Raw genomic sequence first — 19,603 nt, 5'->3', positions numbered from 1 at the left:
ATCCCGGGCCGTTAGCAACAGCGAAGAAGGGCTTAAGCGAGGTCGGCCATCAGCACCTTCGACCGGCGCTGATAGTTATACATCTGCTTTTTACTCTCCGGCAGCAGATCGATATCCACCGGCGTGAAGCCGCGCTCCTGGAACCAGTGGATGCTGCGGGTGGTTAACACAAACAGCTTGCTCAGCCCCATCTGTCTGGCCTGGGCGGCAATACGCTCCAGCAGCACCTCTCCCCGCGACGAGCTCCGGTAATCCGGATGCACCGCCACGCAGGCCATTTCGCCGATCTTCTCTTCCGGGAAAGGATAGAGGGCGGCGCAGGCGATAGTGGTGTTATCGCGCTGAATAATAGTGAATTTGTCGATCTCCATCTCCAGCTGCTCGCGGGAGCGGCGCACCAGGATGCCCTGCTGTTCCAGCGGGCTTATCAGCTCGAGAATTCCGCCGATATCGTTGATGGTCGCCCGACGGATTTGCTCTGCGCTCTCCATGACGATCTGGGTGCCGATGCCGTCGCGTGAGAATAGCTCCTGCAGCAGCGCGCCATTTTCCTGATAGCTGATCAGGTGGCAGCGCCGCACGCCGCTGCGGCAGGCCTTCACGGCCCCGCGCAGGAAGCGCACGGTACCGGAGTTATAATCTTCGTCCGCTTCCAGCTCTTCGACGCGGGCCTGCGCTTCATTGGGGAACAGTTCGGAGACAATTTCCCCGGCCTGGTTGTAAACCCCTTGCGAAGAACAGAAGCCGATCATTTTCTCTGCTTTCAGCTTGATGGCCAACTGGGTGGCGATCTCTTCCGAAGTCAGGTTAAAGCTTTCGCCGGTGACCGACACCGCGACCGGCCCCATCAGCACAATGGCGCCGCTGTCGAGCTGGCGATGAATCGCCTCTTCGTCAATGCGGCGAATGCGGCCGCTGTGGCAATAATCAACGCCGTCATCAACGCCCAGCGGCTGGGCAATGATAAAGTTGCCGCTGACGACGTTGATATGGGCTCCCTGCAGCGGGGTGTTGTTGAGGCTCATCGACAGGCGGGCGGTGATCTCCAGCTGCAGCATCCCCGCCGCCTGCTTAACCAGCTCCAGCGTTTTGGCGTCAGTCACTCGCGTCTGCTTGTGATAGACCGGCTCGTGATGGTGCTCGGCGAGGTTAGCGTCAATCTGCGGGCGGGCGCCATAGACCACCACCAGGCGAATGCCCAGGCTATGCAATAACCCTATGTCATTGACAATATTTGAGAAATTTTCATGCTCAATGGCTTCGCCGCCCAGCATGATGACAAACGTTTTTCCCCGATGGGCATTAATATAGGGAACAGAATGGCGGAATCCTTCTACCAGTTCAGTGCGACGTTCCTTCACCATGACAAACCCTCAATGCATGATTATTCGTAATTATTGTATTTTTATTCTGTTTTGCCGTTAAACGCAAGCCCCAATTTGAGGCTAAGCCCTGAAAAACATGTGACCCGGCGCAGGGTGTCAATGAATGTTTACCCTTTTATAGATGACAGGTTATATGCCTTTCGTTAAAGTTTCTGGTCAATCTGTTTGTTTTGGGTATAAATGCGTTTTATTGCTTGGGAGTGGCATGTCGGGAAACAACTCTGGATTAAGCCGTCGCCGTCTGCTGCAGGGCGCGGGCGCCATGTGGTTAATGAGCGTGAGCCCCGTTGGGCTGGCCGCCGCCGCGCGGGTGGTTGCCGTTCGCGTCTGGCCAGCATCGACCTACACGCGCGTCACGGTGGAATCGAATCATGTGCTGAAATACCGGCAGTTTGCCCTCAGTAATCCGGAACGGGTGGTGGTGGATCTGGAAGGGGTTAATCTGAACTCGGTGCTGAAAGGCATGGGAGGGCAGATCCGCGATGACGATCCCTTTATTAAGTCCGCCCGCGTGGGCCAGTTTGATCCGCAAACCGTGCGCATGGTCTTCGAGCTCAAGCAGAACGTTAAGCCGCAGCTGTTTGCCCTCGCGCCGGTGGCCGGCTTTAAAGAGCGTCTGGTGATGGATCTTTACCCCGCCAACGCCACCGATGTGCAGGATCCGCTGCTGGCGCTGCTTGAGGATTACAACAAAGGCGATCTGCAGCGTCAGGTACCGCCGGCGCAAAGCGGGCCGCAGCCGGGCAAAGCCGGGCGCGATCGGCCGATTGTCATTATGCTCGATCCCGGCCACGGCGGCGAAGATTCGGGCGCTGTGGGCAAGTATCGCACCCGCGAGAAAGACGTGGTGCTGCAGATTGCCCGTCGCCTGCGGGCGCTGATCGACAAAGAAGGCAATATGAAGGCCTATATGACCCGCAACGAAGACGTGTTTATCCCGTTGAAGGTGCGTGTCGCCAAGGCGCAGAAGCAGCGCGCCGACCTGTTCGTATCGATTCACGCCGACGCCTTTACCAGCCGCCAGCCCAGCGGCTCCTCGGTGTTTGCGCTCTCCACCAAGGGAGCCACCAGTACCGCGGCAAAATATCTCGCCCAGACGCAGAACGCCTCGGATCTGATCGGTGGGGTCAGCAAGAGCGGCGATCGCTATGTCGACCACACCATGTTCGATATGGTGCAGTCCCTCACCATCGCCGACAGCCTCAAATTTGGTAAGGCGGTGCTGGAGAAAATGGGTAACATCAATAATCTGCACAAAAATCGGGTAGAGCAGGCGGGCTTTGCGGTGCTCAAGGCGCCCGATATCCCCTCCATTCTGGTGGAGACGGCGTTTATCAGTAACGTGGAAGAGGAGCGGAAGCTGAAAACGGCCAAATTCCAGCAGGAGGTGGCCGAGTCGATCCTTGCCGGGATTAAAGCGTACTTCGCCGACGGCGCGACGCTGGCCCGGCGTGGATAACCACACAGGAAAAGGATATGGCCTTACTGAAAAGCGCCCATGGCGGCAATATCCGCGAGGCCGCCGCCCTGCTGGGCATTGCCCCCAACGAGCTGCTGGATTTTAGCGCCAACATCAATCCGCTGGGAATGCCTGCCTCGCTCAGGCAGGCGATCGTCGATAACCTCGGCTGCGCCGAGCGCTATCCTGACGTCGAATATCAACAGCTGCACCAGGCGCTGGCGGCCCACCATCAGCTGCCGGCGGGGCATATCCTCGCCGGCAATGGCGAAACCGAATCGATCTTCACCCTCGCCCACGGCCTTAAGCCGAGGCGGGCAATGATCGTCATTCCTGGCTTCGCGGAGTACCGGCGGGCGCTGCAAACCGTGGATTGCGCGGTCGTGGAGTATGCCCTTCGGGAGTGCGATGGCTGGCAGCTGACCGACGCGATCCTCGATGCCCTCACCCCGGCGCTGGACTGCCTGTTTCTCTGCACGCCGAACAACCCCACCGGCCTGCTGCCAGAGCGGGGCCTGCTGGAAGCCATTGCCCGGCGTTGCCAGGCGCTGAACATCAGCCTGATCCTCGATGAGGCCTTCCTTGACTTTATCCCCGACCAGCCGGGGTTTATTCCCCTGCTGGCGCAGTATCCGCACGTCTGGGTTTTGCGCTCGCTCACTAAGTTTTATGCCATTCCGGGACTGCGTCTTGGCTACCTGCTCAATGCTGACGCGCAGGCGGTAGCCCGGCTGCGCGAGCGACAAATGCCGTGGTCCATTAATGCGTATGCCGCGCTGGCCGGCGAGATCATCCTCCAGGACCGGGCGTATCAGCGGGCCACCTGGCAGTGGCTGCAGGAGGAGGGGGCGCGTTTCTACGCGCAGCTGCAGGAGATAGCCGGGCTGACCGTGTGGCCCGGGCGCGCCAACTACCTGTTCTTGCGCTGCGACAGACCAGAGCTTGACCTGCAATATGCCCTGTTGCGCCAGCATGTGCTGATCCGCAGCTGCGCGAATTACCCGGGGCTTGATAGCCGCTATTTCCGGGTGGCGATCCGCAGCGCCGGCGAAAACGACCAGCTGCTGGCGGCGCTGCGCCGGGCGCTGGCCTGAGCCCTATTGCAGGGTGACGCCCCCCGGGACCATCGCCAGCAAGTGCTGCAGCGGCCAGTGGGCGGCGATGTCGCTGTCTGCCAGCCGCCATTTTATAAAGTCGACGTCATGACGACGGCGGTCCAGCAGCAGGCCGACGACGCTGCCGCTGTGCGCCACGTTAAGGCCATAGAGCCCTGCGCTTTCCACCAGGTCCAGCAGCGCGTCAAACCCCGGCTTGGGCAACAGCCGCTGGCTGGCGATGGCGCTGATGGTCGCCGCTTCGCCCAGCAGCTGCGGGCTACCGCGCTGGCAGGCCTGCTGCACTTTCTCCCACGCCAGCTGCAGCCGGGAGGCGTTAGCCAGCAGACCCGGCTCGCGCGGCAGCTGGTGGTAGTCAGTGGTGCGCAGCGTCAGCGGGCTCTCCAGCACTAACAGGTCGAGCGCCGGCGGCGCAGGGCAGGCGATTTGCGTGGCGGCGGTATTATGGTCGAACAACGTCAGCTGGCGGAACAGGGTGCTGTCGGTGGGCTCCAGCGCGACGCACAGGCGCGCCAGCGTCGGCTCATCCAGCGCGTGGCCCAGATGATGGGCGGTAGCCGCCGCGGTGGCGGCGATATCGGCGGTGCTGCTGGCCATCCCTTTGGCGACCGGGATCGTCGAGTGCAGGGTGATGCGGATCTGCTGACTCAGCGCCGCCGGGTAGCCCCAGTGGGCCAGCAGCTGGTCGACCATCGCCCGCGACAGTGGCCGCTCATCGTTTCGCGGCGTGCCGGTCTCGACCTCGACGGTGCTGTACCAGTCCACCGGGCAGGAGACCAGCTTCTCGCTGCCGAGGATCCAGCCCTGGATAAGTTCTCCGCACGAGGCGGGACATTGTGCAACGGCCACGTTTTCACCTTTCCGCTTACCTTCGCCAGGGCGCATAGTGGCACGGCGATTCGCCGGTTACCATGATTCTCCGCAAGGGGAGAGGCGCCGTTTATACCGACACCGCCAGCTCGCGCGCCTGCGGCAGCGCCAGGCGCATCACATCGCGGGCAATCATCAGCTCTTCATTGGTATTGATGACCGCCACTTTGACCATCGCATTTTCGGCCTGAATAAAGGTAGCGTTGTGCTGGTTTTTCTCTTCATCGACCGAGAGCCCGAGGAAATTCAGGTTATGGCAGATGGCGCTCCTGGCGCGGGCGGAGTTTTCGCCGATGCCGCCGGTAAAGATCAGCGCGTCCAGGCCGCCCATCTGCATAATATAACTGCCGATGGTGGCGCGAATGCGCTCGGCAAACAGCGAGAGCGCCAGGGCTGCCTGACGATTACCGCCGTCCGCCGCCTGCTCGACATCGCGATAATCGTGCGATATGCCGGAAACCCCCAGCAGGCCGGACTCGTTATTCAGCAGCTGATTAAGCTGCTCCGGCGTTTTTCCCTCATGCAGCGCCAGCCACGGTAGAATCGACGGATCGATATCGCCGCTGCGGGTGCCCATCATCACGCCGGACTGCGGCGTAAAGCCCATTGACGTGTTAACCGAGCGCCCGCCTTTGATTGCGCAAACGCTGCTGCCGTTGCCGAGATGGCAGCTCACTACGCGCAGAGCGCTCAACGGTACGCCCAGCTTTTCCGCCAGCGTCGCGCTAACGTACTTGTGGCTGGTGCCGTGGAAGCCGTAACGGCGAATGCCCAACTCGCTGTAGTAGCGCCAGGGCAGCGGATAGATAAACGCGCGCTCGTCCAGCGTCTGGTGAAAAGCGGTATCAAACACCGCCACCGACGGCGCGTCGGGCAGCAACTGGCGGAAAACGTTAATGCCCAGCGCGTTGACCGGATTATGCAGCGGGGCCAGTTCCGCCAGGCGCTCGATTTCCGCTAAGGTCTCATCGGTCACCGGCGTCGAATCTTTAAAGCGCTCCCCGCCGTGCGCCACGCGGTGGCCGACGCCATCGATATCCTGCAAACTCTGGATAATCCGATGGTCGAGGAGCTTTTCCAGCAGCAGGGTGACGGCTTCACGGTGATCGGCTACGGGCGCCGTTTCCTGCCATTTTTGCGCCGGCGTTTTAAGGGTCACCAGGGCGTTTGCCATGCCGATACGCTCGATCAATCCCTGGCAGAGCATATCGCCCTGAGGCATCTCCAGCAGCTGGAATTTTAACGATGAACTGCCGGCATTAATGGCCATTATTTTGTAAGACATAAAGGTTCCTTCGAATTCAGAAAATCCAGCACGGTATCAAGACCCAGATTATTCAGCGCGCTGGTGATAAAAATCTGCTGGGCGCCAGCCTGCCTGAGCCACTCGCCGATTAGCGATATCCGCTGCGCATCGGCAAGGTCGGCTTTCGTGACCAGACCAATCGTCGGGCGGTTCATCGGCGCGGTAAAACCCGGAGAAAACGGCGACCACTGGGCGTCGGCGTTCAGCACCAGAGCGATAACGTCGGCCTCGCAGGCGCTGGTCAACAGAGCGCTATAAAGGCAGCGGTTCTCCAGATATTCGCCCGGCGTGTCGATGGCCATCGGCGACCATTCAATCGACTGGGTTTTCTTATAATGGAGCGCTTCGCCGCGCAGGCCCTGGGTCAGCGAGGTTTTGCCGCACTGGCTGGGGCCGATCAACATCAGACGTTTCATCGCGCTACGTCCGGGTTATTGAGCAGGTAGTAAACTGCATCATCTCGCCCAGGGTGCGCGTCACCTGCTTGAGGGCGTACTCGACGGCGGAAACGTCGCCGGTCAGCACCACGGCGCCGGTAAAGCGGTCAAGAAAACCGATCTCCACCGCGCCGGATTTGGTGGCGATATCGCAGGCGATAATCGACGCTTCGCTGGGCGTAATGGTGAGGATGCCGATGGCGGACACCGCATCCTGCAGGCCGAGTTTCTTAAAGAGATCTTTCCCGGGATTGGCAATCAGGTGCGCGAGGGTTACCTGTTTCCCGGGAACGTATTCCTGAATCATGCGATCCGTTGTTGGCTGTCTTTCCATTATCCCTCCACCATCTGTCGCCACATGGCTTCATGCGGTCGCGGGATCACCGAACGATAAACCAGCAGCCCTTTTTCACCCGCGCTTTCGCTGGCTACCGTAACCGCGTTGTTGACGTCGGAAACGTCGCCCGCCACCACCATGTAGCATTTACCGCCGATGCCGAAGGCCATATGCACCCGTACCAGGGTGACGTTGGAGCCTTTCACCGCCCGGTCCGCGGCGCTGATGCAGGCCGCAACGCTCCAGGTTTCAACGATGCCGACCGCCTGGCGTTGGTCTACGCTGTTCAGGCCGCTGATGGCCGGGAGTACGCTGGGATGGATATTCGCCAGCACCAGGCTGTCGACGAGCATTTCGCCGGCCTGCGAAGTGCCGGTTTCAATGGCCTGCTGGATGGCGCCGATATCCCCACCGAGCATCAGTAAAAACTTACCCGGGCAGATAGTTTTGCTGACCAGCAGATTGACGTTGGCGCTTTTCAGCATCGCATCGCCGAGTTCCATTCCTTTGGCAATGCTGGTGAGTTCTAAAATTCCTATAGCCTGAGACATGGTTAACCTCTTACCACCGTGATGGCCTGTTCGCTGATGGCCGCAACCACGCCGTCGATGCTGGCGTGAACCGGCGCGCCTAATGTGCCTGCCGGGATATCGGCAACGCATTGCCCCCGGGTAACGCGTTCTCCCACTGCAACGTTCGCTACCGCGCTGGCGCCGATATGCTGGCGCAACTGCAACGTCACGGTTTCTACTGCTGGTTCGTCTTCCACCAGCGGCGCCTCCTGATACCAGGGGCTCAGCCCCAGTTTGGCGATCAGTCGCTTCACCGGCACGAGGCGATATTTCGCCATTTCGTCGGCCGGATAGAGCGGCCCTTCATAGCGCTGGTTTTGCGCGCGCAGCTCGCGTTTCAGCATGCGGTTGATGCGCATCGGCGAGATCCCTACCGGGCAGGCCACGCTTTCGCAGACGTTGCATTCCGAACAGGTGAGGGCGCTCAGCAGCAGCTGGGGCGTGGCGGCCTGATGAAAGTTCACCGCCCGCACCAGCAGGTGCGGGGAGAGTTCGTGGCCGATCAGATGCCGTGGGCAGAGATCGGTACACAGGCGACACTGTTCGCAGACGGTACGGGCCACGGAAAGCACCGTGCGCTCGTCCTGCATCCGCCGCTGGATAAGCGGATGGCTTTTGGGCAGCACCAGCAGGCCGCCGGTAGTTTTGGTTACCGGGCTATCGAGAGCAGTCATCAGGCCGCCCATCATCGGGCCACCGTTAATAAAACCGGGGTCGTCGACCGTCGCGCCGCCCGCCAGCGCCAGCACTTCGCGCAGCGACATGCCGATGGGGACGGTGACGGTCAGCGGTCGGGCGACCGCGCCGTTAACGGTTAGCGTGCGGCGGGTCACCGGAAACTGCTGCTCAACCGCACGGGCCATGTTGAGCACCGTTTGTACGTTATTCACCACGACTCCAACGCTGGCTGGCAGCGCGGCGGGCGCGGCCCGGCGACCAGTCGCCAACCAGATAGTCAGCACCTCATCGCCTGCGGGATAGACATCCGGCAGAATATGCAGGCGAATACCGGCAGGCAGCAGCGGGGTGAGGGCGTCGATAGCCCGGCGGTACTTCTCTTTCAGGGCAATCACCCCTTCGCGCGCGCCGGTTGCCGTCATTGCGTACTGCACGCCGCGGACCAGACGTGCAGCCTGCTGCCACATTAGCTGCTGGTCGACCTTGAGCATCGGTTCGCACTCGGCGGCGTTAACCAGAAAGATCTCCACCTGCGCCTGCAGCTTCACGTGGGCGGGAAAACCCGCTCCACCCGCGCCGACTACGCCCGCAGCGCGCACGCGCTCGCGGATCTCCTCGGCGCTTCTGACCATTTCAACAGCGTTGACGGCGGTACTCATAGCAGTTCCTCCAGCAGTTCCTGAATTTCCCCGGCGCTGGCCGGGCGAGGATTCGTGCGCAAGGTCACGTCAGCCAGTGCGGCCTGCACCATGGCCGGAATGCGCGCTGAGTACTCGGCACGTCCCTCTTTCAGCGCGACCGCCAGTGACGGCAGCGCACAGCGCTGCTTGAGCCGTTCGATTTGCTGGATCAGCGCATTGATCGCCGTACTATCGCTGGCGTCTGCCGGACAAAAGCCGCAGGCTTTGGCCAGCCGCGCGTAGCGTTTTCCGGCGCGCGGATGACCGGCGTTAAAGCGGATAACCGCGGTTAACAGCAGCGCGTTGGCCAGTCCGTGCGGGAGATGAAACTGCCCGCCAAGCTGGTGGGCGATAGCGTGGTTAAGCCCCAGCCCCGCCTGGCTGAACGCCATCCCGGCAAGCGTTGAGGCATTGTGCATTTTCCCGCGCGTCGCCACGCAGTCGCCTTTTTCCACCGCCGTGGGCAGATACTGGAACACCAGTTTGGCGGCTTTTTCCGCCAGCGCGTCGGTAAAGTCGCTGGCGTGCGGAGAGACCCACGCCTCCAGCGCGTGGGTCAGCACGTCCATGCCGGTGTTGGCCGTAATCTGCGGCGGCACGCTGACCACCAGCTCCGGGTCAAGGATCGCCATATCGGGATAGAGCGCATTGTTGAACAGCGGGTACTTGATGCCTTTATCCGGATCGCTAATTACGCAGGCGCTGGTTACTTCTGAACCGGTACCGCTGGTGGTCGGTATAGCCACGCAGGTTTCGATGCTGATGCCGCTCTGCTGACTGAACCAGACGATAGCTTTCGCCGCATCCATTGCCGATCCGCCGCCGAAGCCGATGACCACCTGCGGCTGCAGGGCCTGCATTTGCGCAATGCCCTGTACCACGGTGTGGATAGTGGGGTCCGGGGTTATCTCGCTAAAGACGCTAATGCGGTTATCTGCGGGCAACGCCTGACGCAGGGTTTCCAGCAGCGGCGAGCGCGCAAGAAAGCCATCGCAGATAATCCAGATGTGCTTGTTGGTAAAGCGTTTGAGCACCGCCAGGCTACCCTGACCGCTGTACAACCGCGTTTGTAGTGAGAAAGTTTTCATCGCGACCTCGGTTAGCGAATGGAAAAGCCGTTGGTCAGCACGCAGCGACGGGAGCGGGCAAACGTGCGCGCCGAGGTTGTCCCTTCACCGGTCGGCGTGGCGATAGTAAAGGTGGTAAAGCCTTCGCCGCCGACGCCGATCCCGGCATAAGAGGGGCCGTTCTTGACGAATATCGAGGTTTGCAGGGTGCGGGCCGCGAGGTTCAGGCGCGACACGTTCTGCGAGTGCATAATGGCGGTATGATGCAGTCCCTCTTCAACCTTCAGCGCCAGGGCCAGCGCGCTATCGAAATCGCTGACTTTCACCACCGGCAGCATCGGCATCAGTTGCTCGCTGGTAACCCACGGATCGTCGGCGTTAACCAGCGCTATCAGTAGACGCGGCGCTTTCGACGGAACGGCGATCCCGGCCGCTTCGAGCATGGCTGATGGGCTTTTGCCGACCAGTTTTTTATTCGCCTGGCCTTCAGGCAGGCAGGCGGCCCGGAGTTTGTCAGTGTCGGCAGGGCTCAGCAGCAGCGCGCCGAAGGTTTGCATTTGCTGCACCAGACGTTCGGCGACGCTCTCCACCACAATCAGGCTCTTCTCGGCAATGCAGGGCAGGTTGTAATCGAACGAGGCGCCGTTGATGATATCTTCCGCCGCTTTAACCAGATCCGCCGTTTCATCAACGATGCAGGGCGGGTTACCCGCGCCAGCGCCAATGACTTTCTTACCGCTCTTCATGCCCATCGCCACAATACCCGGGCCGCCGGTAATGGCCAGAACCGCAATGCGCGGATGGGCCATCATCTGCTGGGTGGCTTCGAAAGTGGGTTCTGCTACGGTAACCACCAGATTGCGGATGCCGCAGCAGCGGAAAACAATCTCTTCAATCATGCTAATCAGCTTCAGTGAGACCTTTTTTGCTCCCGGATGCGGGCTGAAGTAGACGCTATTGCCCGCCGCCAGCATGCTGATGCTGTTATTAATGATGGTTTCCGTCGGGTTGGTGCTCGGTGCGACCGACCCGATAACGCCAAATGGCGAATACTCAAACAGCACCATGCCGCCGTCGCCGGTTAGTGCCGTGGTGGTGAGATCTTCCACGCCCGGCGTGTTGTCCAGCGCAGCTTTGTTTTTCAAAAATTTATCTTCTTTGTTGCCCATCCCCGTTTCATTGGCGCTCTCTTCCGCCAGGGCGGCCAGATGCGGCGTCAGCTCCTGACGCATTGCGCTAATGATGGCGCTGCGGGTTTTTAGCGGGCACTGCTGATAACGTAAGAACGCCTGATGCGCGGCATCAATGGCCTCGCTCACGGACTGAAAAATCCCTTTACCCTGCGCCGGGTTTGGCGTTTGGGCTGGGGTTAACTGTTCGCTAAGAATGGTGCGAATAAGCGTTTCGAGTTCAGAAGTATTCATTGATGAGTTCCCACGTTAATGGCCGCGATGGCGGTCTGTGCTATATCCATGTCCTGTTCAACGCTGCCGCCGCTGATGCCAAGACCCCCAATTAATGAGCCGTCGCGCCACAGGGCGTAACCGCCGCCAAAGGTAACCACTTTTCCCTGCAAATGCGTTTCGAGGCCATAAAGCGCGGCGCCCGGCTGAACGGCCTCGCTCAGCTCATGGGTCGCCGTTTTCATCGCCACCGCGGTCCAGGCTTTTTTCGGCGCCAGTTCGCTGCTGACCAACAGGGCGTCCGGCATCCGCCAGGTCACGGTTTCGGTGCCGTGTGCGTCAACGATACTGATCACCACCGGCACCTGAAGCTGCTGCGCGCGCTCAACGGCGGCGCGGGTGAGCTGGTGCAGATCGTGGAATGAAAGGTCCAGGGGCGTCGTCTCCTTGCTGCGGCTCGGCTGAGTGACGGCCAGATAGCGCCGGCTCACTTCACGAATGATGTTGTTCTGGTGCGCATCGCTATCTTCCGCGCGCGCCAGGGCGTACAGGCAGTCTGACAAGCGATTGATGTAGCGCATCAGCACCTGGCGCACGTTGACTTCCGCCGCCAGCTCAACCAGTCGCCGTTCGGCCCGGCGGGCCAGCGTGCGGGCAAAATGCAGGCGGCTCGCGGCTTCGCAGCGGCCGGGTAAAATAAAACTGTGCAGCGGTTCGACGCGGGCCATGGCCCGATCGATGGCGGCTTCCAGAGCGGAAATCTCTTCGCTGCTGATGTAGCGCTGTTTCGGTGATGGCCGTTCGCTGTCGCTGGCCAGTTCTGCGCTAAACCAAAAAAGCTGCTGCTGGATGGCCTCAAGTAAGGCGCGGTGATTTTCATCCGCGGCGGCGCAGGCGCACAGGCTCAGCGCGGCGTTCAGCTCATCCAGCGTGCCGTAGGCTTCAACCCGCGGGTGGGTTTTACTCACCCGCTGGCCGGTAAAGAGTGAGGTGGTGCCAGCGTCGCCCGTTCGGGTATAAATCGCCATATTCGCTCCTTAACGTGAAAGCGTATCGACAATGCCGACAACGGCGAGGTCGATGGCCTCGTTTGGCCCGGAAAAAACGTGCCTGGCGCTGGAGCCGCCGCTGAGCAGAACCAGCTCGCCGATCCCCGCGCCGACGGAATCCACGGCGACTTCATCACCGGAGGTCGGCGAGGCGGGAAGCTCGCCATCGGCGCTGACCCGCCGCACCAGCAGCAGCTTTTTGCCGATCAGGGAAGGCGATTTTTGCGTGGAGACAACCGCGCCCGTGACTCGTGCCAGATGCATGATTTACTCCTGCTTAATTAATTGAACATGCCGCGCCTGTGCCGCTTCGCGCGCCAGCGCGGTCACGATGCATTTGCGGTGGATAACCAGGCGACCCTGACCCAGCTGCGCGACGTCGCGATAGCTCAGCACCGATCCTGCGTGCAGGATCAGCGGCAGCCCGCGCTCGTCGGTGAAGATCGCCGGCAGGCGCGCCAGTTTTTTGACCGGGATAACCGGCAGCAGCTGGCTGTGCAGGGTGAGCTGCACGCGGATGCCGAAAGCCAGCGCGTCGTGAATTTTCCGGGCCGCAGGATCGTCGGTTTCCGCCTCCGTCAGCTGGCCCAGCAGCGGCAGGTCGACAAGCAGGATGCGCAGCGAGGCGTGCTGGCTGAACAGCACGGGGCAGTCGGCATCGCGCAGCTGCGCCACGCTCAGCGTCGCCGTGCTATGGGCGCGACGCTGCAGCCTGGAGACGATTTCCTCCACGATGCGCTGCAGAACTTCGCCGTTCATCGCGGGCCTACCAGCCGGGCAAAGGCCTGCGGATTATCGGCACCGGCGGCGTTGGCTTCATCGGTATCAATGTGCATTTCGAGACGCATATCCGGTGAAACGCGAATCGCCACGTTGTTGAAAACCAGCCCGCGCGCGTCGCCTTCAATGACCACGGAGACCCTATCGCCGTGGGAAACCCGCAGGATCAGCGCATCGAGCGGCGACATATGAATATGCCGCTGCGCGACGATAACTCCTGACGACAGCGTCAGTTCGCCATAGGGGCTGACCAGACGGATGCCTGGCGTCCCTTTCAGATCGCCGGACATTCTTAGCGGCACCGCAACCCCCAGGGTTCGGGCATCGGTACGCGATATTTCCACCTGGCTTACCGAACGCAGTGGGCCGAGCAGGCGCACATTTTTAAGCTGCCCCTTCGGCCCTACCAGGGTGACGGTTTGCTCCGCAGCGTACTGTCCCGGCTGCAGCAGCGCTTTTTTCTCGCTGATGGGATGGCCAGGAAACAGGCGTTCATAATCCGACGCCGACAGGTGGATATGACGATTTGAAACCCCCAGCGGAATGGGCCGCAGACGCATCTCGTCGAGGACTTTACTGACCGTTGATGCGAGAAGCTGTTTATCCATTACGCTTCACCTCGCTTGCCGGGATGAATGCAAAGGGTGCGCGGCTCGCCCTTCTGGCGCGGACATTTTGGATCCAGGCACAGGTTGCAGCTGACCACGCCTTGTTGCTGGAGGGGCTCTTCTGCTGGCGCTTCAGAAACGACATTAGCCGTCTCTGACTCTTCAGGCTCAGGTTCCATGACGGAGGGTGGGGCAGCCTCTACGGGCAGGATCCCTTCTCCGGGTCTGGCGATGACTTTATGAGCCACCAGACCGTTTCGCTGTTCGGCAAACAGTGCACCGGTGGTGATGGCCGCCTGCACGGAGGCCACATCACCGGTAATTTTAATGACCGTCCAGCCTGAACCATTGGTCTTTTCGAGGGCGACCAGCGTGATAGAAGCGGATTTCGCCATGATATCGGCGCAGCTAATAGCCAGTGCCAGACCACAAACTTCCAGTAATCCCAGTGATTGCTTCACGCGGTGCTCCTTATTCGCCATCAATCAGGCTGATTTCGGTAAAATGGCCTCAACGTCGCTGTGCGGACGCGGGATCACGTGGCAGGATTTCACTTCGCCTACGACGCTTGCCGCCGCGCTGCCCGCATCCACCGCCGCTTTGACTGCGCCGACGTCGCCGCGAACCATGACGGTCACCAGACCCGAGCCAATTTTTTCGTAGCCGACCAGCTGCACGTTGGCCGATTTCACCATCGCATCGGCGGCCTCAATGGCGCCTACTAACCCTTTTGTTTCAACCAGTCCCAGTGCGTTATTCATACTGCTGTTCTCCTGTTGCTTAGCTATTCAGATCCCGGAACGGGATCCCTTTGACCAGCCGTGCCGCGTTATTACCGGTGTTACGTTGGGCCTGACTGTCCTGATGATGCATCAGCGTAAAAAGCGGCGCCGATGCGGGTAAATTCTTGTAGTGCACGACCAGCGTATGGCGGTCGCAGGCGATGCCCACCAGTAGCGGCGAGCTGCGCGCCGCCTGCCAGGCGCTGTCCACGACATCCCCGGCCGGGTGATGCTGGAGCAGGAAAGGAATGCCTTCCTCTTCGATACCCAGCAGCACTTCGCGCCACAGGTCGTCGCAGCCGTCGATGGCGGCGATCACAATAGCCGGAGCGCTGTGATTACTGTCCATGCGCGAACTCCTTATGCCAGGAGAGAATCAGGCCGGTGGCCACCGCGTTTCTGGGACCCTCGCTGCCGCGAATATTTCCCCGCCCGGCAACCAGGCGGTAGTGCGCCAGCGCATCGGTGACCAGCTGCGGGACCTCGAAATCCAGCGACGAACCGCCGACCAACACCACGAACGGAATATCGCGAATGTTGCCGGTGGGGCTGACCTGACGCAGTGCGCGCAGGGCGTTGGTGACAAAGACCCGCTCTTTGGCGCTGCGGCGAATGGCGCGTACTTTTTCCAGCGCTAAGTCGCCGGGTAGTGGCACCAGTTCGTCCGGTTTCACCACGCAGACGCGGGCGAATACGGCGGGGGGCAGCGGCGTGGAGAAGAACTGCACGCTGCCGTCCTCGTGGCGTAAATGGAACAGACTTTCCACCTTGGCCAGCGGATACTTCTTGATCTCTTCCGCCAGATAGCGGTCTTCCAGCCCCAGCTCGCGGGCAATAATCATCGTCACCATATCGCCAGCTCCGGCGAGGTGAGTGGCGATGATTTCGCCTTTGGGGTTGATGATGGAGGCATCGGTGGAGCCTGCGCCGAGGTCGAGGATCGCCAGCGGTCGGGTGGTACCCGGCGTGGTCAGCGCGCCCAGAATGGCGGCTTCGGCCTCGGCGCCGCCGATCTGCACGTCGATATTGAGCTTCTGCTCGATTTCGCGGGCAATCATCGCCATCTGCAAACGATCCGATTTCACCATTGAGGCGATGCCCACGGCCTGCTCCAGCGAGAACTCCCCGGCAAGACCGCCGGTGACGCTCACCGGCACCGAGGTATCAACGGCCAGCAGGTCCTGAATGAATATTTCGCTGCTGGGCTTGTTGGTCAGCTCGGCCATGGTCTGGCGCACGTGTTCCAGCATGCCGCCGATATTGGTCCCCGACTCGCCGGTGACGTTATCGAGCTTGCCGCAGCCGTCGACCGCTTTCATGATGGCTTCGGCGCCAGCGGCAACGTCTACGCGTACGCTCCGGCCCTGGGCCAGCAGCTCAAGGTTACCGGCGGGTATCGCGCGCGCTTTGACGTCACCGGATGGCGTTTTGACCACCACGGCGGAACGGTTGCCAATCAGCGCGCGAGCCATCGGGACGATGTTTTTCGTCTCCTCGGCGTTGAGGTGGAATACGGTGGCGATGCCGTAGGGGTTAGAGAGCGTTTCGATGACCTTCCCCGGGACGGCGACCTCAATTGCCGCCAGCATTCCCAGCGGAATGCGGTCGATGTACAGCACTTCGTCAACAATCGGCAGCGGTTTTTCCAGCCGGTTGCTGACCAGTACGCCATCGTCACGTTGCAAAATGACGCCGGTAATCTGATATCCGGCGCGCAGGGAAGCGTTAATCACGCTGGCGATATCGGCAAAATCGAACGCCGACGACACCACCAGGATATAGGGCGCGTCCGCCGGGCGGGTTAACAGCTCCTGCGGCGTAATGGTGATGCCCACGCCAAGCCCCGCGCCGCCGGGCGTTTTCGGGTTATGGCCGATCATGGTCGATTCGGTGATGATGGTCTCGGTAATGGTTTCCATCGCCACATCGCCAATCACCGGCGTAGCTTCATTAATGCGGATGAGCGAAATATCGCTGACAGCGATCCCGGCGCCTCTGGCGACGAGGGCGAGCGCCTCCTGAATACCGAACACGTTACGCAACGTGCCTTTGATCCCGGTGGTTTCCGCCAGCGCGCTGTGGGTGATTGTCAGCGTGCCAGCCTCATTCAGAGTCGCCAGGGCGACTTCCGTCGATGAGTTGCCGATATCAATGCCAGCTATATATCGCATCACATACCCCTGTAATTAATCGTCGCCTTTGAGTTTTTTACGCTCGACGTACAGCGCTGCCGCTTCGCGAACGAAAGCGGCGCAAATCTTCGCCTGATAGCGGCTTTCGAGATCGTCGGCGATCGCCAGCAGCTCCTCTTTCGTCGAGCGATAGGGGCGGAGGGCGTTGTAGATTTCAAGAATGCGATCGTCCGGTACCGCGGTCAGTTCGGCGGCGCGTTCGAAGTTCATCGCCAGCCGGTCGCGGCCCGCGTCCCTGGCGATAGAAGCCTGTAAGCGCAGCGTTTCCGGGGTAATACGCATATCCTGGGCGGTAACTTTGTTGCTCAGCACGTTTTCCAGCGTAAAGTCGTCCAGCGTTTTATTGGTGGCGGTTTTCACCCATTCCGGGTGTTTGTTCGCCAGCGGGTAGTCGCTGACCTTTGCGCTACGGGACGCGCCGTCTGCCGCCGGAGCCGCCGTCGGCGCCTCGCCCTGCAGGCTGTTCATGCGGCTTAATACGTCGCGCACCATCGATTCAATTGCGTCGGTATTCATGGAGTTATCCTTTATCAAAGCGCCACGCGCAGTTCCTGCGGGTTTTTGCCCGTCACCACGTACTTGGTCTCTTTAATGTGCAAAATGGCCGATTTCGCCTGGTATTTTGGCCGCGCCATCTGGTCGTTCAGCGTCGGGACCGGCTGCGGCGATTCGCGTTTCGCATAGCGGGCGGCGTTTTTACCAATCTGGCGATAGGTTTCCAGGGTCAGCAGCGGCGCCTGGGGGAACAGCTCCAGGTTAGAGAGCGGCGGCAGCCCCTGCTGGTGAATCACCGTGGTGCCTTTTGACTGGATGCCGATAGAGATGCCGGAACCGCTCAGGCGATTGCCTTCAACGGCGACGAAGGCCACGTCGGAGGATTTAAAGCAGCGAATCACGCGCGCCTTAATGCCTTCTTCTTCAATACCGGCAATGACTTCGCGCAAAATGTTCTTATGCGGTATGCCGACGATATTGACGGTCTGCGCCAGGCCGAAAGCCGGGCCGACGGCGATAATCACTTCGTCCTGCTGGGTTCCCTGACGCGCTTCGCCCACTTCCGTCAGGAAGCCGTCGCCGGCGGGCGGCGTGGCCCGGGGTGCCGCGGAGGCCGCTGGCGCAGTAAACGAGACGGGTTTATCGCTGCCCTTCATCTCGCTGAGCACGTCTTCAATTATCTGGCGCAGCAATTTTTCATTAATTTCCATTTCTCACCCCTTAATCAATCTCGTTGGGATCAAGAGCGCCAGGGATGTTTTTAATCTCTTCCCAGCGTTCGCCCTGCAGGCGATAGCCCGTTGCCGGACCGGCATAGTCGTTAACATCGTTGACGGCTGACAGCACCTGCCCATCGCCGACGATAATTGCGGAGGTATGCAGATAGTCTCCGGTCAGCTTGGCTTTCTGGATGTTGAGCATGTCCTGGGCCACGTCGGTGAACCCGCCCTGCGCCAGCGCTTTCACTACTTCCAGGCCGTTGCGGTTTTTATTGATGATTTCCTGGGCGAACTTGATGTCTTCGACGATGTTGCGCTCCGGCATATCTTTCGAACCGTGGGCGTAGGTCGCGGCTTCCACTTCTTCATCGGTAATCGGCGGCAGCCCCATTCCGGCAAAAACGGCCTGCAGCGCGCGGGCAGCCTTATTACGGATGGCGATAACATCTTCTTCGCGAACCGGACGCAGACCGCCGTCCACCTTCAGGTCGCGCTGGATGACGTTGTAGTCGTCAAAGTCTTCGGCATCTTCGTTGGAGCCGGCGAACATGTTGTCGTAGTTCGGCACCGCGGAATAACCGGAAGAGATAAAGTCGGTCCCCGGCAGAAACTGCATCAGCAGGCGCGCGGTACGACGCATATCGGAGTGAGTGAAGGTCTGGTCGTTACTGGAGGCGCACTCCAAATCCAGCGACGAACAGATCAGGTTTTCCGCCAGCACCGCGCGAATGCCGGAAGGCACCGCAGACGGCACGCCGATGCAGCTAACGGAACCGTTTTGCAGGCCCTGTACGCCCGCGGCTTTGGTGATGTAGATGCAGCGCGCTTCCAGGTAAAGCATGGATTTGCCTTCGGCGTAGCCCATCTGCACTTCGGAGCCGGAGCCGGAGGTGAAGCGCATTTTCAGACCGCGAGAGGCGTAGGAGGAGGCTAAGAAACCCTTCGACCACGGCGTGTCGTCGCCGTCGGTAAAGACCGGTTCGGTACCGTAGACGGAGATGGTTTCGGCGTAGCAGGTGTGGCCCAGCATGCCGAGCTTCAGCTCGGTGGCTTCTTCCAGCGAGCACTGAGTCAGTACGCCCGGACGGCCTACCTGCGAGCCGACCAGCAGCGCGATGGCGTTGAACGGCGCGTAGCGCGCTACCGCAACGGTGGTTTCCTGTTCGTCAAATCCGCGCCATGCGCCTTCGGCGGCGTCGGCGGCAATCTGTACCGGGTTATCTTTGACGTTGGTGACGTGCGCCTGCTGGGATGGGGTGCGGCGGGCGCGCATTTTCTGCATCGCCATCATCATCTCAACGACGTTCATATGCGAAACCACTTCGACAATTTTTGCCGGCGTCATCGCGGTGGTCAGCGGGACGATTTCGCTGCGTTTAACGTTCGGATCGCACAGCATGTTGGCCAGCTTAACCGAATCCATCGCCATCACTTCTTCGGCGCGATTCAGGTTAATGCCGTAGCGGGCGATAAAGTGGTCGATCAGGTCAAAATCGCTCACCGGTTTCCCGTCCAGCTCGGTCACCGCGCCGTTAACGATTTTTATCGACGGTTTCGGATCGTTCGGGCTTTCCATCGCGATAAAGCCTTCTTCGATCCACTCCTTAACGAAGCCGTCCTGATTCACAGGGCGTTTCGCCAGTGCTTCAAATCTTTTCGATCTCATGAA

At 60.5% G+C, this 19,603-nt stretch carries 22 protein-coding genes; 2 read left to right on the top strand and 20 right to left on the bottom strand.

Annotated features, from left to right (window positions below):
* Positions 1-32 precede the first annotated feature (32 nt).
* A complete protein-coding gene (gene argA / locus ACOI7Z_RS12105) occupies positions 33-1,364 on the bottom strand; it encodes an amino-acid N-acetyltransferase (RefSeq protein ID WP_004149616.1) in 1,332 nt (443 codons plus the stop codon).
* 226 nt (positions 1,365-1,590) lie between these two features.
* Between argA and amiC the strand changes: the two genes are divergently transcribed.
* Complete coding sequence (gene amiC / locus ACOI7Z_RS12100; RefSeq protein WP_023290890.1) at positions 1,591-2,844, top strand: N-acetylmuramoyl-L-alanine amidase AmiC; 1,254 nt, start codon at positions 1,591-1,593, stop codon at positions 2,842-2,844.
* 17 nt (positions 2,845-2,861) lie between these two features.
* Positions 2,862-3,938 (top strand): threonine-phosphate decarboxylase CobD, encoded by a 1,077-nt coding sequence (gene cobD / locus ACOI7Z_RS12095; protein WP_023290889.1) that lies wholly within the window; start codon positions 2,862-2,864, stop codon positions 3,936-3,938.
* Between the two features lie 3 nt (positions 3,939-3,941).
* Here the strand turns inward: cobD and ACOI7Z_RS12090 are convergent, their stop codons facing one another.
* The 19 genes from ACOI7Z_RS12090 to pduC form a co-directional block, all read right to left on the bottom strand.
* Positions 3,942-4,808 carry an L-threonine kinase gene (locus ACOI7Z_RS12090; RefSeq protein WP_032429207.1) on the bottom strand — a complete coding sequence of 289 codons (867 nt, stop codon included), beginning with the start codon at positions 4,806-4,808 and terminating at the stop codon, positions 3,942-3,944.
* 91 nt (positions 4,809-4,899) lie between these two features.
* Positions 4,900-6,114, bottom strand: a complete 1,215-nt coding sequence (locus ACOI7Z_RS12085; protein WP_087849650.1) for an acetate/propionate family kinase — start codon at positions 6,112-6,114, stop codon at positions 4,900-4,902.
* The gene (gene pduV, locus ACOI7Z_RS12080) at positions 6,099-6,551 is read right to left on the bottom strand and encodes a propanediol utilization protein PduV (protein WP_087849649.1); all 453 of its coding nucleotides are present in this window, start codon (positions 6,549-6,551) and stop codon (positions 6,099-6,101) included. Before pduV ends, ACOI7Z_RS12085 begins: the two co-directional genes overlap by 16 nt.
* Positions 6,552-6,555: 4 nt before the next feature.
* On the bottom strand, positions 6,556-6,906 hold the full coding sequence (gene pduU / locus ACOI7Z_RS12075) for a propanediol utilization microcompartment protein PduU (RefSeq protein ID WP_000441103.1): 351 nt from the start codon (positions 6,904-6,906) through the stop codon (positions 6,556-6,558).
* On the bottom strand, positions 6,906-7,460 hold the full coding sequence (gene pduT / locus ACOI7Z_RS12070; RefSeq protein ID WP_072413523.1) for a propanediol utilization microcompartment protein PduT: 555 nt from the start codon (positions 7,458-7,460) through the stop codon (positions 6,906-6,908). The genes pduU and pduT overlap by 1 nt, the downstream gene beginning before the upstream one ends.
* A 2-nt stretch (positions 7,461-7,462) precedes the next feature.
* Positions 7,463-8,818 carry a cobalamin reductase PduS gene (gene pduS, locus ACOI7Z_RS12065; RefSeq protein ID WP_087849648.1) on the bottom strand — a complete coding sequence of 452 codons (1,356 nt, stop codon included), beginning with the start codon at positions 8,816-8,818 and terminating at the stop codon, positions 7,463-7,465.
* Positions 8,815-9,927 (bottom strand): 1-propanol dehydrogenase PduQ, encoded by a 1,113-nt coding sequence (pduQ, locus tag ACOI7Z_RS12060; RefSeq protein ID WP_004105190.1) that lies wholly within the window; start codon positions 9,925-9,927, stop codon positions 8,815-8,817. Before pduQ ends, pduS begins: the two co-directional genes overlap by 4 nt.
* Before the next feature lie 11 nt (positions 9,928-9,938).
* On the bottom strand, positions 9,939-11,330 hold the full coding sequence (gene pduP, locus ACOI7Z_RS12055; RefSeq protein ID WP_087849647.1) for a CoA-acylating propionaldehyde dehydrogenase PduP: 1,392 nt from the start codon (positions 11,328-11,330) through the stop codon (positions 9,939-9,941).
* Positions 11,327-12,337 (bottom strand): two-domain cob(I)yrinic acid a,c-diamide adenosyltransferase PduO, encoded by a 1,011-nt coding sequence (gene pduO, locus ACOI7Z_RS12050; RefSeq protein WP_004105187.1) that lies wholly within the window; start codon positions 12,335-12,337, stop codon positions 11,327-11,329. Before pduO ends, pduP begins: the two co-directional genes overlap by 4 nt.
* A 9-nt stretch (positions 12,338-12,346) precedes the next feature.
* Positions 12,347-12,622: a propanediol utilization microcompartment protein PduN gene (gene pduN / locus ACOI7Z_RS12045; RefSeq protein ID WP_000549823.1), complete on the bottom strand. Its 276-nt coding sequence runs from the start codon at positions 12,620-12,622 to the stop codon at positions 12,347-12,349.
* A 3-nt stretch (positions 12,623-12,625) separates the two neighbouring features.
* The gene (gene pduM / locus ACOI7Z_RS12040; protein ID WP_087849646.1) at positions 12,626-13,117 is read right to left on the bottom strand and encodes a microcompartment protein PduM; all 492 of its coding nucleotides are present in this window, start codon (positions 13,115-13,117) and stop codon (positions 12,626-12,628) included.
* On the bottom strand, positions 13,114-13,746 hold the full coding sequence (locus tag ACOI7Z_RS12035; RefSeq protein ID WP_087849645.1) for a phosphate propanoyltransferase: 633 nt from the start codon (positions 13,744-13,746) through the stop codon (positions 13,114-13,116). Before ACOI7Z_RS12035 ends, pduM begins: the two co-directional genes overlap by 4 nt.
* Positions 13,746-14,228, bottom strand: coding sequence for a BMC domain-containing protein (locus ACOI7Z_RS12030; RefSeq protein WP_087849666.1), 483 nt, complete (start codon positions 14,226-14,228; stop codon positions 13,746-13,748). Before ACOI7Z_RS12030 ends, ACOI7Z_RS12035 begins: the two co-directional genes overlap by 1 nt.
* A gap of 3 nt (positions 14,229-14,231) precedes the next feature.
* Entirely contained in the window at positions 14,232-14,507 is a 276-nt protein-coding gene (gene pduJ, locus ACOI7Z_RS12025) for a propanediol utilization microcompartment protein PduJ (RefSeq protein ID WP_001057755.1), read from the bottom strand.
* A 19-nt stretch (positions 14,508-14,526) separates the two neighbouring features.
* Positions 14,527-14,877 carry a propanediol dehydratase reactivase beta subunit PduH gene (gene pduH / locus ACOI7Z_RS12020; protein WP_064372410.1) on the bottom strand — a complete coding sequence of 117 codons (351 nt, stop codon included), beginning with the start codon at positions 14,875-14,877 and terminating at the stop codon, positions 14,527-14,529.
* A complete protein-coding gene (gene pduG / locus ACOI7Z_RS12015; protein WP_072420542.1) occupies positions 14,867-16,699 on the bottom strand; it encodes a propanediol dehydratase reactivase alpha subunit PduG in 1,833 nt (610 codons plus the stop codon). The genes pduH and pduG overlap by 11 nt, the downstream gene beginning before the upstream one ends.
* 15 nt (positions 16,700-16,714) lie before the next feature.
* Positions 16,715-17,236, bottom strand: a complete 522-nt coding sequence (gene pduE, locus ACOI7Z_RS12010) for a propanediol dehydratase small subunit PduE (protein WP_004105138.1) — start codon at positions 17,234-17,236, stop codon at positions 16,715-16,717.
* A 14-nt stretch (positions 17,237-17,250) separates the two neighbouring features.
* Positions 17,251-17,925, bottom strand: coding sequence for a propanediol dehydratase medium subunit PduD (gene pduD, locus ACOI7Z_RS12005; RefSeq protein ID WP_087849644.1), 675 nt, complete (start codon positions 17,923-17,925; stop codon positions 17,251-17,253).
* Positions 17,926-17,935: 10 nt separating this feature from the next.
* Entirely contained in the window at positions 17,936-19,600 is a 1,665-nt protein-coding gene (gene pduC, locus ACOI7Z_RS12000) for a propanediol dehydratase large subunit PduC (RefSeq protein ID WP_004105132.1), read from the bottom strand.
* Positions 19,601-19,603 lie beyond the last annotated feature (3 nt).

It is taken from the genome of Klebsiella sp. C283 (assembly GCF_048822555.1).
GTDB classification, from domain to species: domain Bacteria; phylum Pseudomonadota; class Gammaproteobacteria; order Enterobacterales; family Enterobacteriaceae; genus Klebsiella; species Klebsiella quasipneumoniae.
The sequence above is the reverse complement of the archived record's forward strand: the minus strand, read 5'-3'. Positions and strand labels throughout refer to the sequence as shown.

Excerpts from the sequence above, each read along its gene's own strand:
- argA (WP_004149616.1), bottom strand. The coding sequence starts at position 1,364 with ATGGTGAAGGAACGTCGCACTGAACTGGTAGAAGGATTCCGCCATTCT.
- amiC (WP_023290890.1), top strand. The coding sequence starts at position 1,591 with ATGTCGGGAAACAACTCTGGATTAAGCCGTCGCCGTCTGCTGCAGGGC.
- cobD (WP_023290889.1), top strand. The coding sequence starts at position 2,862 with ATGGCCTTACTGAAAAGCGCCCATGGCGGCAATATCCGCGAGGCCGCC.
- ACOI7Z_RS12085 (WP_087849650.1), bottom strand. The coding sequence starts at position 6,114 with ATGTCTTACAAAATAATGGCCATTAATGCCGGCAGTTCATCGTTAAAA.
- pduV (WP_087849649.1), bottom strand. The coding sequence starts at position 6,551 with ATGAAACGTCTGATGTTGATCGGCCCCAGCCAGTGCGGCAAAACCTCG.
- pduU (WP_000441103.1), bottom strand. The coding sequence starts at position 6,906 with ATGGAAAGACAGCCAACAACGGATCGCATGATTCAGGAATACGTTCCC.
- pduT (WP_072413523.1), bottom strand. The coding sequence starts at position 7,460 with ATGTCTCAGGCTATAGGAATTTTAGAACTCACCAGCATTGCCAAAGGA.
- pduS (WP_087849648.1), bottom strand. The coding sequence starts at position 8,818 with ATGAGTACCGCCGTCAACGCTGTTGAAATGGTCAGAAGCGCCGAGGAG.
- pduQ (WP_004105190.1), bottom strand. The coding sequence starts at position 9,927 with ATGAAAACTTTCTCACTACAAACGCGGTTGTACAGCGGTCAGGGTAGC.
- pduP (WP_087849647.1), bottom strand. The coding sequence starts at position 11,330 with ATGAATACTTCTGAACTCGAAACGCTTATTCGCACCATTCTTAGCGAA.
- pduO (WP_004105187.1), bottom strand. The coding sequence starts at position 12,337 with ATGGCGATTTATACCCGAACGGGCGACGCTGGCACCACCTCACTCTTT.
- pduN (WP_000549823.1), bottom strand. The coding sequence starts at position 12,622 with ATGCATCTGGCACGAGTCACGGGCGCGGTTGTCTCCACGCAAAAATCG.
- pduM (WP_087849646.1), bottom strand. The coding sequence starts at position 13,117 with ATGAACGGCGAAGTTCTGCAGCGCATCGTGGAGGAAATCGTCTCCAGG.
- ACOI7Z_RS12035 (WP_087849645.1), bottom strand. The coding sequence starts at position 13,746 with ATGGATAAACAGCTTCTCGCATCAACGGTCAGTAAAGTCCTCGACGAG.
- ACOI7Z_RS12030 (WP_087849666.1), bottom strand. The coding sequence starts at position 14,228 with ATGGCGAATAAGGAGCACCGCGTGAAGCAATCACTGGGATTACTGGAA.
- pduJ (WP_001057755.1), bottom strand. The coding sequence starts at position 14,507 with ATGAATAACGCACTGGGACTGGTTGAAACAAAAGGGTTAGTAGGCGCC.
- pduH (WP_064372410.1), bottom strand. The coding sequence starts at position 14,877 with ATGGACAGTAATCACAGCGCTCCGGCTATTGTGATCGCCGCCATCGAC.
- pduG (WP_072420542.1), bottom strand. The coding sequence starts at position 16,699 with ATGCGATATATAGCTGGCATTGATATCGGCAACTCATCGACGGAAGTC.
- pduE (WP_004105138.1), bottom strand. The coding sequence starts at position 17,236 with ATGAATACCGACGCAATTGAATCGATGGTGCGCGACGTATTAAGCCGC.
- pduD (WP_087849644.1), bottom strand. The coding sequence starts at position 17,925 with ATGGAAATTAATGAAAAATTGCTGCGCCAGATAATTGAAGACGTGCTC.
- pduC (WP_004105132.1), bottom strand. The coding sequence starts at position 19,600 with ATGAGATCGAAAAGATTTGAAGCACTGGCGAAACGCCCTGTGAATCAG.